17 protein-coding genes are annotated in these 15,805 nt (G+C 35.3%); 7 read left to right on the top strand and 10 right to left on the bottom strand.

The window, feature by feature from the left end; translation table 11 throughout:
* Positions 1-35: 35 nt before the first annotated feature.
* The 5 genes from C237_RS0101280 to C237_RS0101260 all read right to left on the bottom strand — a co-directional run bounded on the left by C237_RS0101280 (position 36) and on the right by C237_RS0101260 (position 6,125).
* The gene (locus tag C237_RS0101280) at positions 36-914 is read right to left on the bottom strand and encodes a c-type cytochrome (protein WP_026315419.1); all 879 of its coding nucleotides are present in this window, start codon (positions 912-914) and stop codon (positions 36-38) included.
* A 12-nt stretch (positions 915-926) separates the two neighbouring features.
* A complete protein-coding gene (locus tag C237_RS0101275; RefSeq protein WP_018674676.1) occupies positions 927-1,118 on the bottom strand; it encodes a cbb3-type cytochrome oxidase subunit 3 in 192 nt (63 codons plus the stop codon).
* A gap of 28 nt (positions 1,119-1,146) precedes the next feature.
* Positions 1,147-3,426 (bottom strand): cytochrome-c oxidase, cbb3-type subunit I, encoded by a 2,280-nt coding sequence (ccoN, locus tag C237_RS0101270; RefSeq protein WP_018674675.1) that lies wholly within the window; start codon positions 3,424-3,426, stop codon positions 1,147-1,149.
* 6 nt (positions 3,427-3,432) lie between these two features.
* Positions 3,433-3,618, bottom strand: coding sequence for a cbb3-type cytochrome oxidase assembly protein CcoS (gene ccoS, locus C237_RS0101265; RefSeq protein ID WP_033398497.1), 186 nt, complete (start codon positions 3,616-3,618; stop codon positions 3,433-3,435).
* A 119-nt stretch (positions 3,619-3,737) separates the two neighbouring features.
* Positions 3,738-6,125 carry a heavy metal translocating P-type ATPase gene (locus C237_RS0101260; protein WP_018674673.1) on the bottom strand — a complete coding sequence of 796 codons (2,388 nt, stop codon included), beginning with the start codon at positions 6,123-6,125 and terminating at the stop codon, positions 3,738-3,740.
* 88 nt (positions 6,126-6,213) lie between these two features.
* On the opposite strand from C237_RS0101260, the gene C237_RS0101255 reads away from it, so the two are divergent.
* Genes C237_RS0101255 through C237_RS0101240 form a run of 4 tightly spaced genes read left to right on the top strand, consistent with a single transcriptional unit; the run spans position 6,214 to position 8,792 of the window.
* Positions 6,214-6,927 (top strand): Crp/Fnr family transcriptional regulator, encoded by a 714-nt coding sequence (locus tag C237_RS0101255; protein ID WP_018674672.1) that lies wholly within the window; start codon positions 6,214-6,216, stop codon positions 6,925-6,927.
* Positions 6,928-6,962: 35 nt separating this feature from the next.
* On the top strand, positions 6,963-7,778 hold the full coding sequence (gene panB / locus C237_RS0101250; RefSeq protein WP_018674671.1) for a 3-methyl-2-oxobutanoate hydroxymethyltransferase: 816 nt from the start codon (positions 6,963-6,965) through the stop codon (positions 7,776-7,778).
* 3 nt (positions 7,779-7,781) lie between these two features.
* Positions 7,782-8,096 (top strand): hypothetical protein, encoded by a 315-nt coding sequence (locus tag C237_RS14120; RefSeq protein WP_083917612.1) that lies wholly within the window; start codon positions 7,782-7,784, stop codon positions 8,094-8,096.
* Between the two features lie 12 nt (positions 8,097-8,108).
* A complete protein-coding gene (locus C237_RS0101240; protein ID WP_018674669.1) occupies positions 8,109-8,792 on the top strand; it encodes an RluA family pseudouridine synthase in 684 nt (227 codons plus the stop codon).
* A gap of 4 nt (positions 8,793-8,796) precedes the next feature.
* On the opposite strand, the gene C237_RS0101235 is transcribed toward C237_RS0101240, so the two are convergent.
* Complete coding sequence (locus tag C237_RS0101235; protein WP_018674668.1) at positions 8,797-9,150, bottom strand: helix-turn-helix domain-containing protein; 354 nt, start codon at positions 9,148-9,150, stop codon at positions 8,797-8,799.
* Positions 9,151-9,283: 133 nt separating this feature from the next.
* Between C237_RS0101235 and C237_RS13785 the strand changes: the two genes are divergently transcribed.
* Positions 9,284-9,922 (top strand): porin family protein, encoded by a 639-nt coding sequence (locus tag C237_RS13785; RefSeq protein ID WP_018674667.1) that lies wholly within the window; start codon positions 9,284-9,286, stop codon positions 9,920-9,922.
* Between the two features lie 11 nt (positions 9,923-9,933).
* Entirely contained in the window at positions 9,934-10,377 is a 444-nt protein-coding gene (locus tag C237_RS12610) for a DUF2846 domain-containing protein (RefSeq protein ID WP_026315417.1), read from the top strand.
* Positions 10,378-10,435: 58 nt separating this feature from the next.
* Here the strand turns inward: C237_RS12610 and C237_RS0101220 are convergent, their stop codons facing one another.
* The 4 genes from C237_RS0101220 to C237_RS0101205 all read right to left on the bottom strand — a co-directional run bounded on the left by C237_RS0101220 (position 10,436) and on the right by C237_RS0101205 (position 14,563).
* Positions 10,436-12,571, bottom strand: a complete 2,136-nt coding sequence (locus C237_RS0101220) for a TonB-dependent receptor domain-containing protein (protein ID WP_018674665.1) — start codon at positions 12,569-12,571, stop codon at positions 10,436-10,438.
* Between the two features lie 186 nt (positions 12,572-12,757).
* On the bottom strand, positions 12,758-13,408 hold the full coding sequence (locus C237_RS0101215; protein ID WP_018674664.1) for a DUF937 domain-containing protein: 651 nt from the start codon (positions 13,406-13,408) through the stop codon (positions 12,758-12,760).
* 78 nt (positions 13,409-13,486) lie between these two features.
* Positions 13,487-13,996: a DUF2480 family protein gene (locus tag C237_RS0101210; RefSeq protein WP_018674663.1), complete on the bottom strand. Its 510-nt coding sequence runs from the start codon at positions 13,994-13,996 to the stop codon at positions 13,487-13,489.
* A 6-nt stretch (positions 13,997-14,002) separates the two neighbouring features.
* On the bottom strand, positions 14,003-14,563 hold the full coding sequence (locus C237_RS0101205; protein ID WP_018674662.1) for a hypothetical protein: 561 nt from the start codon (positions 14,561-14,563) through the stop codon (positions 14,003-14,005).
* A 104-nt stretch (positions 14,564-14,667) separates the two neighbouring features.
* On the opposite strand from C237_RS0101205, the gene lpxB reads away from it, so the two are divergent.
* Positions 14,668-15,780: a lipid-A-disaccharide synthase gene (gene lpxB, locus C237_RS0101200; protein WP_026315416.1), complete on the top strand. Its 1,113-nt coding sequence runs from the start codon at positions 14,668-14,670 to the stop codon at positions 15,778-15,780.
* Positions 15,781-15,805 lie beyond the last annotated feature (25 nt).

The raw sequence follows: 15,805 nt of genomic DNA, 5'->3' as shown, positions 1-15,805 counted from the left end.
TTATTTTTAATCCTAAACGGATTTAAAATATCAAATTATTTTTCCCAATCTACTTTATCCCCTTGAGGCGTAGCACCACCTTGGGCAGGTGTAATTGGTGCTTGTTCTTGGTTGATATGGTATACATAAGCCGCTACTTTTTCAATATCAAAGCCTGTTAAGAGACCATTTTTACCCCAAGCCTGCATCGCAGGGTTATTAGGTGAACCATTTTCCACCATATGAAATACTTCTTTAAATAAAGTTTTCTCTGTATGGTTAATCCAATGGTCATCGGTTAAATTTGGACCAATACCACCTTTACCACCATCACCGTGACAAGACACACAGTTGGTTTTAAAGATTTGCTCACCTTCTGCAATATTATCCGCAGAATATTCAGCATTGTCTATAGTTGGCGGTGGTGTTTCCTTCATCCATTGTTCAATACTTGCAATTTGCTCTTTATGTTCTATTTCATATTCTTTATCTGGGTGTGCAAAATCTGTAAATGAAAATGCAAATAAATAAATAAATAAATAAGCAAAACCTAAGTAGAATAATCCAAGCCACCACTTAGGTAACTGGTTATCCAACTCCATAATTCCATCAAAACCATGGTCGATAAGGATATCTTTCTCTTCTGCAACATCTTGCTTCTTGAAAGCACTATCCCATAATCTTTTCCAGTAAGGAATTTCCTTTTCAGCCAAATAGGCTTGTTTCTCTTCTTCCGAAAGTTTTAAAAACTTTTGGTTTTCAATTAAATCTCCGATGGCCCCATGTATCATCGCAAGGATGACACTTATCACCACAGTACCCCAGAAATAAGGCGAGGTAAAGAATGAGGCATTTTGTACAAACATATAAAATACAATAAATAATATTGTAAGAATTACTAATATGTTGACATATACTGGCGTTCTCTGTTTCATAATCTATTAATTTTAGAACTTATCTTCTTCATGATCATCATCTAAAGGAGCACTCGCTTCCTCATCATAATATTTCTTCGGTTTACTCATCACAAAGTAAACTAACAACCCAAAGAACACAATGAATAATAACAACGCTAATGTTTGATAAAACCCTGTCCCTTCTGAGTTAGATAAAATATCTTTGAAATTTTGAGGTATCATGAATACTTCTTTAGATGATTATTAAATTTTAGTTAGTACTTGCTGTTTTAACTTCTACCGTCTTGATATCTGTACCCAGTTTTTGTAAGTAAGCAATCACAGCAACGATTTCTCTTTTCTCTAGTGGTACAAAGTCAGCACCTTCAGTTGCCTGTCTTTCTGCAAACGCCTTCTTCACATCGGGAGCTTCAGAATAGATTCTACTTACAATTCCTTTCGCTTGATTATCCATCCAAACATCAATCGTGTCTAACTGTGCTTGTTGATATGGCATATCAAATACATCTTTCATTAGCTCAATTTTAGCTTTAGATTGAGAGCGATCTAATGTATTGGCTATTAACCATGGGTATCTTGGCATAATAGACCCTGCTGAAGTTTCTCTAGGGTTTAGCATATGCTTAAAGTGCCAAGAATCTGGGTTTTTACCACCCTCTCTCTGTAAATCTGGCCCAGTTCTTTTAGAACCCCACAAGAATGGTCTGTCATAGACGAACTCACCTGCTTTAGAGTACTGACCATTTTTACCATTGAATCGAACAACTTCATCGCGGAATGGACGAATCATCTGAGAGTGACAAGCGTTACAACCTTCTCTAATATAGATATCTCTACCTTCTAATTCTAATGGTGAGTATGGCGTAACCGAAGATATAGTCGGCACATTATCTTTTACGGTAAGTGTAGGAATAATCTCCACAGCCCCACCAATAGCTAATACGATAAATGCTAATACTGATAAATAAGTTGGCATTCTTTCGATCCAAAGGTGAACTGGCTCGTCTGATTTTCTTTTATCACTAATTCTAGGTAATGCGGGTGCTTCTGCAGGTACTTCTTTTTGGAAAGACCCTTTTCTTACAGTGGCTACCACATTGATAACCATTAGTATAGCACCAGATAAGTAGAATAAACCTCCCACAAATCTCATCTTATAATAAGGAACAATTGCTACAACAGTATCTAGCCAGTTTTTATATACTAGTGTTCCATCTGGATTAAACTGTTTCCACATCAAACCTTGTGTAAATCCTGAGATATACATAGGTACAGCGTAGAAAATTATACCTAATGTTCCTAACCAGAAGTGCCAGTTAGCCATTTTCACAGACCACAATTTAGTTCTCCACATGATAGGCACTAAATAATAAATCATACCAAATGCAATAAATCCATTCCATCCTAAAGCTCCAACATGTACGTGACCAATTACCCAGTCTGTATAGTGACCAATTTTATTTAAAGTCTTAGTCGCTAATAGTGGCCCTTCAAAAGTTGCCATACCATAACAAGTTACAGCCACTACAAAGAATTTAAGAATAGGATTTTCTCTTACTTTGTCCCATGAACCTCTTAAGGTAAGAAGACCATTCAACATACCACCCCAAGATGGTGCAATCAAAGCAATAGAGAACCCTGTTCCTAATGCCTGAGCCCAAGCTGGTAATGAAGTATATTGTAAGTGGTGAGGCCCTGCCCAAATGTATACAAATATCAATGACCAGAAGTGGATAATCGATAATTTATATGAGAATACAGGTCTATCTGCTGCTTTTGGCAAGTAATAATACATTAAACCTAAGACTGGTGTTGTTAAGAAAAATGCCACCGCATTGTGTCCATACCACCATTGTACCAAGGCATCTTTTACCCCTGCATAAGCAGAATAAGATTTCCAACCTGTAAATGTTAATGGAACCTCCAAGTTATTAAATACATGCAGCAATGTAATACCAATCCAAGTACCGATATAGAACCATATCGCCACATAAAGGTGTCTTACTCTTCTTTTCGCAATAGTACCAAACATATTAATACCGAATACAATCCACACCACAGCAATCAAGATATCAATTGGCCATTCGTGTTCTGCGTATTCTTTAGAAGTATTAATCCCCATAAAGAAGGTAATTACTACTGCTACAATCATAATTTGCCATCCCCAGAAGTTAATCCAAGACAATGTATCGCTATACATTCTTGTTTTAAGCAATCTTTGGAGTGAGTAGTAAACCCCTGCAAAAATACCATTACCCACGAATGCAAAGATTACTGCACTGGTGTGTAACATTCTAATTCTACCAAATCCAAACGCTCCTTGGGTATTGATGAGTCCTTGCAAGTCGCCACTTCTCAAACTAGCGATGGTCATGTCATCCGTACCAAAAAGAAACTCTGGTAATTCTGGATAGAAAAGCATCAGTGCTGCCGTCAAACCTAATATAAAACCCACTATCCCAAAGACAATGGTTGCATAAAGGAATGCGCGCACAATGTTGTTGTCATAACTAAACTTTTGTGTTTCCATAATTAACTAATCACTTTTATTATTTTTCTCTTTATTTTCATCTTTTTCTTTCACTTCATCATCCAACAAAATGCGTACCGCAGGAGACTCATCGTCTTCAAACTGACCTCTTTTGGTTCCAATAATAAATATTATTAGAAAAATTACAGCAAGTGAAACACTGCATATCACCATTAAATAGATTATCTCCATCGAACTACAAAGGTAAGATTAAATTGTCTTCAAAATTAAGGAAAAAATACTGACTTAAATCAGAAACTGTTAAAAACTGTTAATTTATAACCTTTCTAAATAAGACCTTTTTATCTAAATTAGACTTTTTTAAACAGTTTATAACCTAACAACCAAGTGGATAGAGAGGTAAAAACCACCACACTGATAGAACTCAATGGCATCAGTATCGCCGCGACTAAAGGCGACAAATGTCCCGTAACAGCAAAACCTAACCCTACAATATTATAAAGGATACTGATGACAAAAGTAAGGCTTACAATCTTCATGGCTCCCTTGCTCATAGAAAGGTACTTCGGTATAAGACTCATATTTTTACCATCCATAATCACATCCGAAGATGGGGTAAAAGAATTGGTATCGTCTGATACCGCAATCCCCACATTACTTTGCTTCAATGCCCCTGCATCATTCAGTCCATCGCCCAGCATCGCTACATAACGATGGTTAGATTGTAATGCTTGAATATAATTCAATTTATCCTCTGGCGATTGATTAAACTGCAAATTGGCTACTTGAGGAATCATCTGCTTTAAAGTATCTGCTTCCGAAGTATTATCCCCACTCAATATATGAATTTGGTAATAAGACAATTGCTCGCACATATTCGATAAACCTTCTCGATATTCATTTTTAAAAATATACTTCCCTAAATACTGCCCTTCTTTACTAATAGACACCGCCGTTTCTAAATTTTTAGAACTTTGTCCCACATATTTCGCCGAACCTATTTTATATTGATACCCTCTCACTTTAGCAGTATAGCCTTTACCCGGCAGTTCTTCAAAGGCTTCAATGGGTAGATATTCATCTTCTATTTCTAAAAACTCATAAAGGGTTTTGGATAAAGGATGGTTAGAATTTTTAAGTAAGGATTTAATATTTTTTAAATCAAAATCGCCTAAGTCTTGACCTTCATAATGGATATTCGATTTTTTACTGTAAGTAATCGTACCCGTTTTATCAAAAACTAAAGTATCGATTTTAGATAACTTTTCAATAGTTAAGGTATCTTTTACATAGAATTTTTTTCGCCCCAAAATACGCATAATATGCCCAAAAGTGAACGGAGCGGAAAGTGCCAAAGCACAAGGACAAGCCACAATCAGTACCGCAGAAATCACTTGAAACATTTTTTCAAAATCGATACGCGCCCAATACAACCCTGACACTAAAGTGACGCCTAACACAATAAAGGTAAAATATTTACTGATACTATTCGTCAGCGTATCTAGTCCTGTTTCTTTTTGCTTAAAGGCTTCTTTGTTCCACAGTTGGGTAAGATAACTTTGGTCTACGGTTTTTATCACTTCTAGTTCCAATACCGCCCCTTGCTGCCTTGCCCCAGCATAAATTTTATCCCCCGGTTGCTTAGGAATACTCGCCGATTCCCCTGTGATAAAGCTATTATCAATATTACCCTCCCCACTAATTAATATAGCGTCTACGGGAATCAATTCTTGATTTCTAACTAAAATCCTATCCCCTACTTTAATTTCAGACAGTAAAATATTGCTCTGTCCACCATCAAAATCTACTTTCGTAACCGCTATGGGATAAAACGATTTATAATCCCTATCGTAAGATAAAGCCGTATAGGTTCTCTTTTGAAAATACCTGCCTAATAACATAAAAAACACCAATCCACACAAAGTATCAAAATAACCTGGGCCATAATCTATGGTAATCTCATAGACACTTCTTCCAAACAATACTAATATTCCTAAAACAATCGGGACATCTATATTGACGATTTTATGTTTTAAACCAAACCACGCCGATTTATAATAATCCGATGCCGAATAAAACACCACAGGAATAGACAGCAATAGCGTTAAAAACCTAAAAAACGGTGCAAACTGATTGATCCAATAATCATTTTCCTTAGTAATCCAAGAAAAATACTCTGGCAACGCGAACATCATCGCATTTCCAAATGCAAAACCTGCAATAGAAATCTTTATGATTAAATCCCGATCTGTAACTTCTACTTTTTTCTCTGTTGTTTCTAGATTGATAACGGGTTTATAACCTAAATTGGTTAAAAAATGTGCCAGCTCACTTAACCTTAATTCCTTATGATTAAAAGATATTTGTAAAGTTTTCTTAGTAAAATTAGCCTGAGAATATCGGATTTTAGGATTAATATCCTTTAAACTTTCAAGCAGCCAAATACACGACGAACAATGAATCACTGGGATTTTAAAAGTCACCAAAGTAGAGTTACCCTCCGAAAAGTCTACCACTTTGTCAAAAATTTCAGGGGTATCTAGATATTCAAATTGGGTAGCACCATCTGTATTGGGGCGAACCCCAGCATTTTTATTTAGTTCATAAAAATTACCGAGATTATTGAGGTTAAGAATCTCATACACAGACTTACACCCATTACAGCAAAACACTTTATCGTCAAAGGCGATACGCTCTTTCTCTATATTTTGTCCACAGTGAAAGCAAGTTTCAGGCATCAAGAATTGGGTTTAGTCTACAAAAATATGATAAAAAACTTGGTTGTACATATTAAAAAGTAGTATTTTTGCTGATAAATATCACTTTATGTCTTTTGAGAAACAAGTAGAAATAAAAAAAAAGTTTCAAGAAGTTTTTAACGACCATTATTTTGCTGAGAACCTCAGCAAGCAAGATTTTGAGAAATATACCTCGGCTAAACAATCGTTAACCTTTAGCAAAGGGGAAGTGATTTTTGATGATGGTGAATCTGTGAAAGGCGTTTATTTTATCAACAAAGGAACTGCCAAACTATCGAAATCTGGGGTCTATGGTAAAGACCAAATCCTTAGAATTATTAAAGAAGGGGATATCATCGGCTACCGTTCTCTATTCTGCGACGAAAATTTCCAAGCCAGAGCCGAAGCGATGACCGAACTTGAAACAACACTCATTCCTTGTGATATTTTTCTACAAATTTTAGAAGCCGACCCCAAACTATCCTTTGTTATGCTTCAAAAAATTGCATTTGAACTTGGGGAATCTTCCAATACCATTACCATTTTAGCGCAAAAAACCGTTAGGGAGCGTTTAGCAGAAATTTTATTGTTACTAGAGCTGAAAATTGGTACAGACCCAGAAGGTTTTATCGGGATTTCATTAACGAGAGAAGAAATTGCCAACCTCATCGGTACTGCTACTGAAAGTGCAATAAGGCTGATTTCTGAATTCAAAAACGATGACCTTATAGAAGTGGAAGGCAGAAATATCAAAATCTTAGACCACGAAAAATTGAAAAGACTCGGTCATGTATCTTTATAATTCCCTACTGAATTAAAAACCCTCTAATTTTTACCATGTCTAAACATTCCGAAATTAAAAAAATTACAACTGAAACGCTACGCTTGATGAAGTTTCAGAGAGAGAAAATCACTATGCTAACGGCATACGATTTTACTACGGCAAAAATGGTAGATGCAGGTGGCGTAGATGCCATTTTGGTAGGCGATTCCGCAGCGAATGTAATGGCGGGATTTGAAACCACACTCCCCATTACGCTAGACCAAATGATTTACCATGCCCAATCCGTAATTCGCGGGGTAGAGCGTGCCTTGGTGGTAGTAGATTTGCCCTTCGGAACCTACCAAAGTAATGCCGATAAAGCCTTAGAATCTGCGATTAGAATCATGAAAGAGGCAGAAGCCCACGCCATAAAACTAGAAGGAGGCGAAGAAGTCGCAAAATCGATAAAAAAAATTGTAAACGCGGGTATCCCCGTAATGGGACATCTAGGACTTACTCCACAATCAATATATCAGTTCGGCACTTATAAAGTGAGAGCCAAAGAAGACGCCGAAGCCGAAAAACTCATCCGAGATGCTAAACTTTTAGAAGAATTAGGATGCTTCGCCTTGGTATTAGAAAAAATCCCTGCGGCATTAGCCAAAAAAGTAACAGAAAGTATTTCTATCCCCACTATTGGGATTGGCGCTGGGGTAGATTGTGATGGACAAGTATTAGTTTACCAAGATATGACAGGGATGAACCAAGATTTTTCCCCGAAATTCCTAAGACGCTATCTGGATTTATATACCGAAATTACTGGGGCGGTATCCCAATATGTACAGGATGTAAAAACACAAAATTTCCCCAATCAAAACGAAAGTTATTAAAATATGGACAAAAGAACATTACAAGGTATTATTTCCATCGCTGCACTATTCTGCATTGTCGTAGGTTGGTTTAATCTATTTTCACCAGAAATTAATAGTTTCTTATCTAATAGGCTATTTTATATATTAATTGGTGCTAGCTTTATACTAATGGCAACGGTTTTACCAGACCCTACAAAACGCAAACTGATGTTTTTATCCTCTGCATTGTGTATCATAGGTGCTTTACTGCCTTTGGCAAGTCCATTTGCCGTTATAAAAACAGTAGGATTACTTGGAGGCGTAGTACTTTCTTTCATGGCTAGACCAAGACGATAAGAACTCATCATAATGGATATCACCGAACAAATTATTTATGAAGATAACCACCTTTTTATCATTAATAAAAAGGCAGGGCAACTGGTGCAAGGTGATAAAACTGGGGATGCTTCATTATTAGACTTGATAAAAGATTTTATAAAAGTTCGTGACCAAAAACCTGGTAATGTGTATTTAGGTTTAGTCCATCGTATTGACCGCCCGACTTCGGGATTGGTAATTTACGCTAAGACTTCCAAAGCGCTATCTAGGCTAACACAAATGATTAAAAATAGGGAAATTCAAAAAACCTATTGGGCAGTAGTTCCAAAGGAAATGGTTTCCCCATCGCAACGCTTGGTGCATTACCTTAAAAAAAATGAGAAAAACAACAAAGCCATTGTATTTCCCAGAGTTACCGAAGGGGCTAAACAAGCGATTTTAACCTATCAAGTCATCAAAACTTTAGACCATTATCAGTTATTAGAAATTGATTTGGAAACGGGTAGACACCACCAAATAAGAGCCCAATTGTCTAAAATTGGTATTCCCATCAAAGGGGATTTAAAGTATGGTGCACCGCGTTCTAATCCAGATGGAGGCATTTCCCTACACGCCAGACGCCTACAATTCATCCATCCCGTAAGCAAAGAACCATTGGATATTGTAGCGCCCATTCCACAACGCGACGCTATTTGGAAAGCTTGTGAAAAATAAACTTCTATTTTGTAAATCTATCTAAAAGGGATTTAAGGTAAATATTTTCCTCTTCTAATTTCTTTATACGAAGTTCGTATTGCTCTATAAGTTTTTCAGGTAACTGATTGATAATATATCCATTATTACCGCCTGAAGGCTTATGATAGTTTAAAGAAAATTTTTCTTGCGATAAAAAATCCAATACACTCACTTCTAGTATTTGTGCTATTTTCTCAATTTGACTAAAGTTAGGAGTGGTCTTATTATTCTCAAAATTAGAATAAGTTTTTTGAGAAACTTCCAAAACCTCAGCCATATACTCTTGAGAATAATTCTTATTTAACCTTGCTTGTTTTAACTTTTCGCCTAATAACATATTTTATTTTTTTTCAAAATTAAAACTTTTTTTTGGTTTTAGTAATTTTTTTCTTCTGTTAGAAATAATTATCCATAGAATTAGCTCCAATACATCCTAATTTTGCCAAAAAATAATTTAAAAAAATAAAGAAATGAAAAAAATTCTTACTAGTTTGGCATTAGTGTCTACATTAGCCGTTTTCGGTCAAAAGGTAAATTATGGAATTAAGGGTGGGGTTAATCTCTCTAGCCTAAATGTAAAAACCAATTTGAATTTTGGGAAAGCCACTTTAAATTCAACAAGCAGAACAGGATTTTATGTAGGTTTTTCATCTGAGTTTCCATTGTCCGCAGCTTCAGATAAATTATTTGGTCAAATAGAAGCATTATATATTCAAAATGGCGGAAAATTAAGTATCGTGTATCCACGCTATGATAGTTACGGTGATATAACTTCATATAAAACTTTTGATATGGAATCTAGAATTCAACAAATTAATATGCCCATAGTATTAAAATACGAAATTGTACAAGGATTAAGATTAAATGCAGGAGGATATTTAGGATTTATATTAAGTGCTGAAACAAGAGATGATGACGATATTAATTGGAGCAAAGATGATGGGTATAAAACAGTAGACGCTGGACTAATCTTCGGTACCGAATATAATTTCCCACAAGGTTTATTTGTTGATGCAAGATATAATTTAGGCTTAGCCAATATCTCAGATATTAACCTAGTCCCAGCAAATAATAGAGGGTTTCAATTTGGATTAGGGTATAAATTCTAATTGTTATCGTAATGAACAAATATTTAAAAAACATAAGTTTATTTAGCGTGTTAGGCTTTTGTCTTTCTTGCTCTAGCACATCACAATATGTAAAATTTACTCCACCTAGTGATTCAATTAGTGAAAATTCATCAATGATTTGCGTAATAAGACCAAAATCAGCTTTTGGGGCTGCACTTAAGTCAAAAATATATCAAGATGATAAACTAATTGGTAATCTAGGGTACGCAAGTTATCTGTGCTGGGAAACACAACCACAATCCACTAAGGTTATTGCCACAACGGAAAATAAAGATATATTGGAACTCAATTTGTTCCCCGCAAGTAAAAATTTTATTAGACTAGACTACACAATGGGGTTTGCCGTAGGGAGGGCTAAATTGGTACCTATCAAGAAAAGCGAATTTGACCAATATTTACCTCAGGTAAAACAACCTACAATAGAAAATAAATAATTTTTTCAATGCTTTATAAGAAGGGGTTGTTCATATTTTTGAACAACCCCTTTAATTTTTACAATCCTTTTAAGATTTCTTTATCGTCTGATTTTTCTTCTTTAATGAGAATTGGAGTTTCTTTTGCCAACCTATTTTTCGTTGGAATTTTATAATTGACAGAAATACCAAAGCTTCGGCTATCCCATTTGTTATAGAGCGTTACATTAGGCGTATCCGCTACCGAACGCAGTTGCATTCTTTGTCCATTTAAAACATCATTGGCAAATAGGGAAACACTCAAACGGTCATTCATAAATTTCTTGGATACCGTAATATCTAACGAATTTAAAAATGGTTTATCTGGAACAAAATAATAATAATTTCCTTTGGTTGTAAGGTAGCCTAAATTAGCAACAAGTTTGATGTCCTTAGGTAAAATCAATTGGGTCATCACATTAAACATCCACCAGCCTTTAGTCTTTACCTCTGGAATTTGATGGTATTGATAAGCAGTGTAGAAATACATAAAGTTGATTTTATCAGGATTAAAATTCATTTTCATCACCTCGCTAAGAGGTTTGTTTAAAAGCATAAACGGCAATGGAACACCTGCATTAAAATTATGCAATCTAAACTCTGGTAAGTTTTCCTGACTATTAATAATAATATCCCCTTTTCTAGTCACTTTTTGTATCAACTGATTTTTCGCTACACCTACATTATACCCAATAAACGCATAGTCAAAAGCAGAGAGTTTCGCCTCGTAATTATCAAAAATCGTAGGTTGCAAATTAGGATTTCCCGAAGTCCAAATATTACCCGTAGCCAAAGTATTATTATTGGGGTTAAGGGCAGAAACACTCGGAAGTTTAATTTTCTTATTATAGTTTAACACAAAATAAAGCTGTGGGGCAATATTGTACTGCACGCTAGCATTGGGAAAAAATTTAAACTGTTTAAATGGAATTAAATCATCATTATTTTTAGTTGATGTATTGTAAGTAATCCCTGAGATATCGTAATCCTCAGCCCGCGTTCCTAAAATAAAATCAAACTTTCCTTTCTTGGCTTGGAGTTCTACATAAGATGAAGCCGTTTGTCTTTGGTAATCTAAATTGGTTATCCCTTTGCTTTCGGTGTCAAAATTTAACTTTTCGTATAAACCACCAAAACTAATTTTCCCTTCGTCTAATAGGGCAATGGGCTGAGAAAAGTCTACTTTAAAATTAGCAATTTTAGAGTGAGATAAATTATCTAATGCTAATCCATTGGTCAGCATATGGTTTAATGATATATTTTGCTGAATGAATTGGCTTTTGTTATCATTAAAATTAAATTTTAGTTCTAGCTTTTTGCTTCTATCACTAAATCTTTTTTGATAAGTTGCCGTAACATCTGAGCGGTCTGTAATGGCATCGGTATGGTCGGTTCTTACATATTGGAACCCCGAAACCTTACCAGAGCTATTCGTGTCTCCATCATTATTATTTTTATAATAATCGTAATTCAGCAATAGACGGTCTTCACCGATATTAAAAGTCAAGGCACCTTTTACAAAATAGCCTCGCCCTATACGGTCGGTAAATACTTGGGAAATATTATCGGTGTTGCCATTCAGCATGCTTTCTCTATAATTTTGTCCCGCATTGAGTTGCCAGCCAAACCACTGATTTTTAGCATTAAGTAAAATAGAATTATTGGTTCTAGAACGCACTTTTTCCTCATTGGTAAAAGAATAATTCCCCGAATAAGTTGCTGTAAGGTAATTTCTTGCCGATTTAGAAGTAATAATATTCAGTATCGCCCCGCCAGAAGTTGCAGGAAATTCGGCACCTGGTTGGGTAATGATTTCTATTCGCTCAATACTGTTCGCAGGCATTCCTTCTAAAAAAGCATTCAGCTCATTACTAGAAATATTAAGTGGACGCCCATCCATATAGACCTCTATCATTTTCCCTTGATAGAGCATACCTGCCACATCGGAAGCCACTAAACCTGGAAGTTTCTTAATTCCCTCTAGCGCTGTTCCAGAATTGAGTTGTGGCTGTTCAGAAAAATCAAAAATGGTACGGTCGGCCTTTTGTTCTACGGCTTTTTTTCGTTTAGTAATCGTAACCGACTCTATTTCCCTTTCTTTAGTTGGTTTTTTGTTTTCTTGCCCATAACCATAGCCCACCAGTAGGCAGATTATAGGAATCATAAGTTTTTTCATTGACAAAGGTTTTATATTAAAGACGCAAAACATTCCAAATGGTTGCCTCGATTCATAAGCTTTATAATTTATAAGTTGCTGATAAATGCTAAATGTTACTTACCGCGCATAATTTAGGATCGTTTCAAATAAAAATTGCTCAATCAAAATATTGACTGAGCAAATTTGTTATATTATGATTAAGAATTATTTACCTCCTAAAATGCTTCCTAAAAAACCACCTAAACCACCTTGATTATCTTTAGATTGTTTAGAACTACCCCCTAGCACATTACCTAGAATATCTCCTAAGCCGCCACCAGAAGATTGGTTAGAACCCCCTCCCATTACACTTCCTAGTAAATCGTTAATTGGATTACCTCCTTGAGAAGAACCTCCACCTAGAAGTCCACCTAACAAATCGGATAATCCACCCCCAGAATTCACTTGGTTGCTTCTTTTTTGTTTACCGATATAGCCCATAATTACAGGTGCTAACATCGCTAAAACTGGACCAATCTTGTCCATAGAAATTCCTGTATTTTGAGAAATTTCGTTTTCAACTTCAGATTTTTTATTTCCAAAAATATGGCTCAAAATACTATTCCCTTCTTCTTGTCTAGAATCAATTTGAGAAACATCGTCCAAGATACTTCCATCATGGTCTTTATCTAGGGCGTGGTTTAGGGATTCTGCTTCTTTAGCATCTTTGGTTTTATTTCTAAGATAACTGATGATAACGGGAGTTGCCACAGCCAAAAGTGCCATCATTTGATTTTTGCTAATTCCAAACTTGGATTCTGCTTTTTCTGCCACTTGAGAGCCAGTACTCCCAGTAATTAAATCTAATAAACTCATGTTTTTTTATTTTTTATTTAAAATTTTATTTATTGAGTTTATCATATCAAAAACCATTCCTAATCTTTAACTGAAAGCCTAATTTTTTAATATCGGAACATTACTACAAGCTTCCCCAAACATTAGAGATTTTACAATAGGCTTTAATTTTTCTACCAGTTCCACATAGGCATTCTCTGGAATAGATTGGTCTGTACAGCCTTTGACTAAAACACGCTTATCCTGAAGTTCTGAAAAATCATATTGTACCAGTGCATCGTGCATTAAAATAATTTCTAATTCTTCGGCAGAGCCATACACTACTTTTTTTGCAATGCCTGAGAGCCGAGCTGTGATCAAAAAATACGCCCATAGCGGAACTATTGCATCTGCTGAATTGTAGATATATACAAAACAGTCTCTATAATCTTCGGTATTTAATGCCTTTACCTTTTCCCGAAAATCTTTTTCTTTCAATACTAATTCTTGAAAAAGAAAATCTTTTAAATCTATACCTATACGCCTGCCTTTAGGCAACAATGTTGCTAAATCAAAATTAACTAACCCACTAGAGGCGACTTTATTTTTAATTTCTAATTCTTCGCTCATATATTTTTAAAATCTATAGCCTATACCAAGCATTCCTTTTCCTGTAATTGGAGAGTAATCATAACTTTCCTCATTATTTCCGAACCTTCTTGCAATACCAAAACTAGCTTCAAATATAATATTCTTTTTGGTATACCATTTACCACCAAGACCTATTCCCAGTCCAAAAGTAGTTAACCTCTTTTCCTCAGGATAAGCCATTGATGCTCCACTATGATCAAAATAATAATGATGAACAATATATTTGCTTGAAGTAATTGGTAAAAAACCTTCCACAAAAAATCCTGCAGCATATTTTTTACCAAAATACATTCTGTAATATGGAGAAAATTGTGAGGAACCTCCTCCATTTTCAATAGATACAAACGCATCTAAACCTATTCCAGATTCTGCATTCAACAAGCGTTCGTACGATACATTAACATGCGTCCCCGCAATGGTTGGAAATGGACTAATCATTATATCATTCATTCTTTGTGATGATACTTCTGATGTATCGCTGGTTTCTTGAGCATTAATACTCAAAGTAAAACTCATTAATAGCGTTAGTAATAATATTTTTTTCATAACTACAAGTTTTAGACAAATATAACAAAAATATCTACCCATAAAACTTTTATAAGTTAAATTTTAAGTTTATGTTTGTCCTTACAATTAGATTGTACAATAATATGAAATATTATCTTATCTCTGGGGAAGCCTCTGGCGACCTCCATGGGAGCAACCTTATGAAAGCCATTAAACAAAAAGACCCACAAGCCGAATTCAGATTCTGGGGTGGCGATTTAATGGCAGAGCAAGGCGGAACTATGGTAAAACATTACCGAGATTTAGCCTTTATGGGCTTTATAGAAGTGGTTCAAAATCTTAGAACCATTCTTAGAAATATTAAACTATGCAAAAACGACATCAAATCCTACCAGCCCGATGTACTCGTACTGATTGATTATCCTGGGTTTAACCTAAGAATTGCCAAGTTTGCTAAGCAACTAGGCATCAAAGTTGTGTATTATATTTCCCCGCAGCTATGGGCATGGAAGGAAAATCGGGTTAAAACCATTCAAAACTATGTGGACGAAATGCTGGTAATTTTACCTTTTGAAAAAGACTTCTACAAAAAACATCAGGTGAACGCCCATTTTGTAGGACATCCTTTGTTAGACGCGCTCCAAGATTTACCCCCTATCAAAAAAGAAGATTTTAAAGCCGAGTTTCATTTAAATGATAAACCCATTATCGTCTTACTCCCTGGGTCTAGGGCCCAAGAGGTAAAAAAAATGCTGGATTTAATGCTATCGGTAAGACCTTATTTTAAAGCATACCAATTCGTAATTGCTGGAGCGCCCAGTTTACCACCTTCTTTTTATGAAAATTTTGTGGATTCAGATGTTCACTTTGTTTCCAACCGCACTTACGATTTGCTGCGTTGTTCAGAAGCGGCACTCGTTACCTCTGGGACTGCCACTTTAGAAACGGCACTTTTAGAAGTTCCAGAAGTGGTTTGCTATCGTGGAAGCAAGATTTCTTACCTTATTGCCAAACGCCTCATCAAGCATATTCAATATATTTCTTTGGTTAATTTAATTATGGAAAAGCCAGTGGTTAAGGAATTAATTCAAGATGACCTTAGCACCAAAAATTTAGTCCAAGAATTAAAATTAATATTAAAAAAGAATAAGAATCAAATATTATCAGATTATAAAATATTAAAGCAAAAATTAGGCGGTAGTGGTGCAAGCCAAAATGCTGCTGACATTATTGTAAACATAGCTAAAAATCAATAGTTTTTTGCTATATTTGAACCAAGTT

The organism is Riemerella columbina DSM 16469, assembly GCF_000374405.1.
GTDB lineage: Bacteria > Bacteroidota > Bacteroidia > Flavobacteriales > Weeksellaceae > Riemerella > Riemerella columbina.
This window is presented reverse-complemented; position numbering and strand designations above follow the sequence as displayed.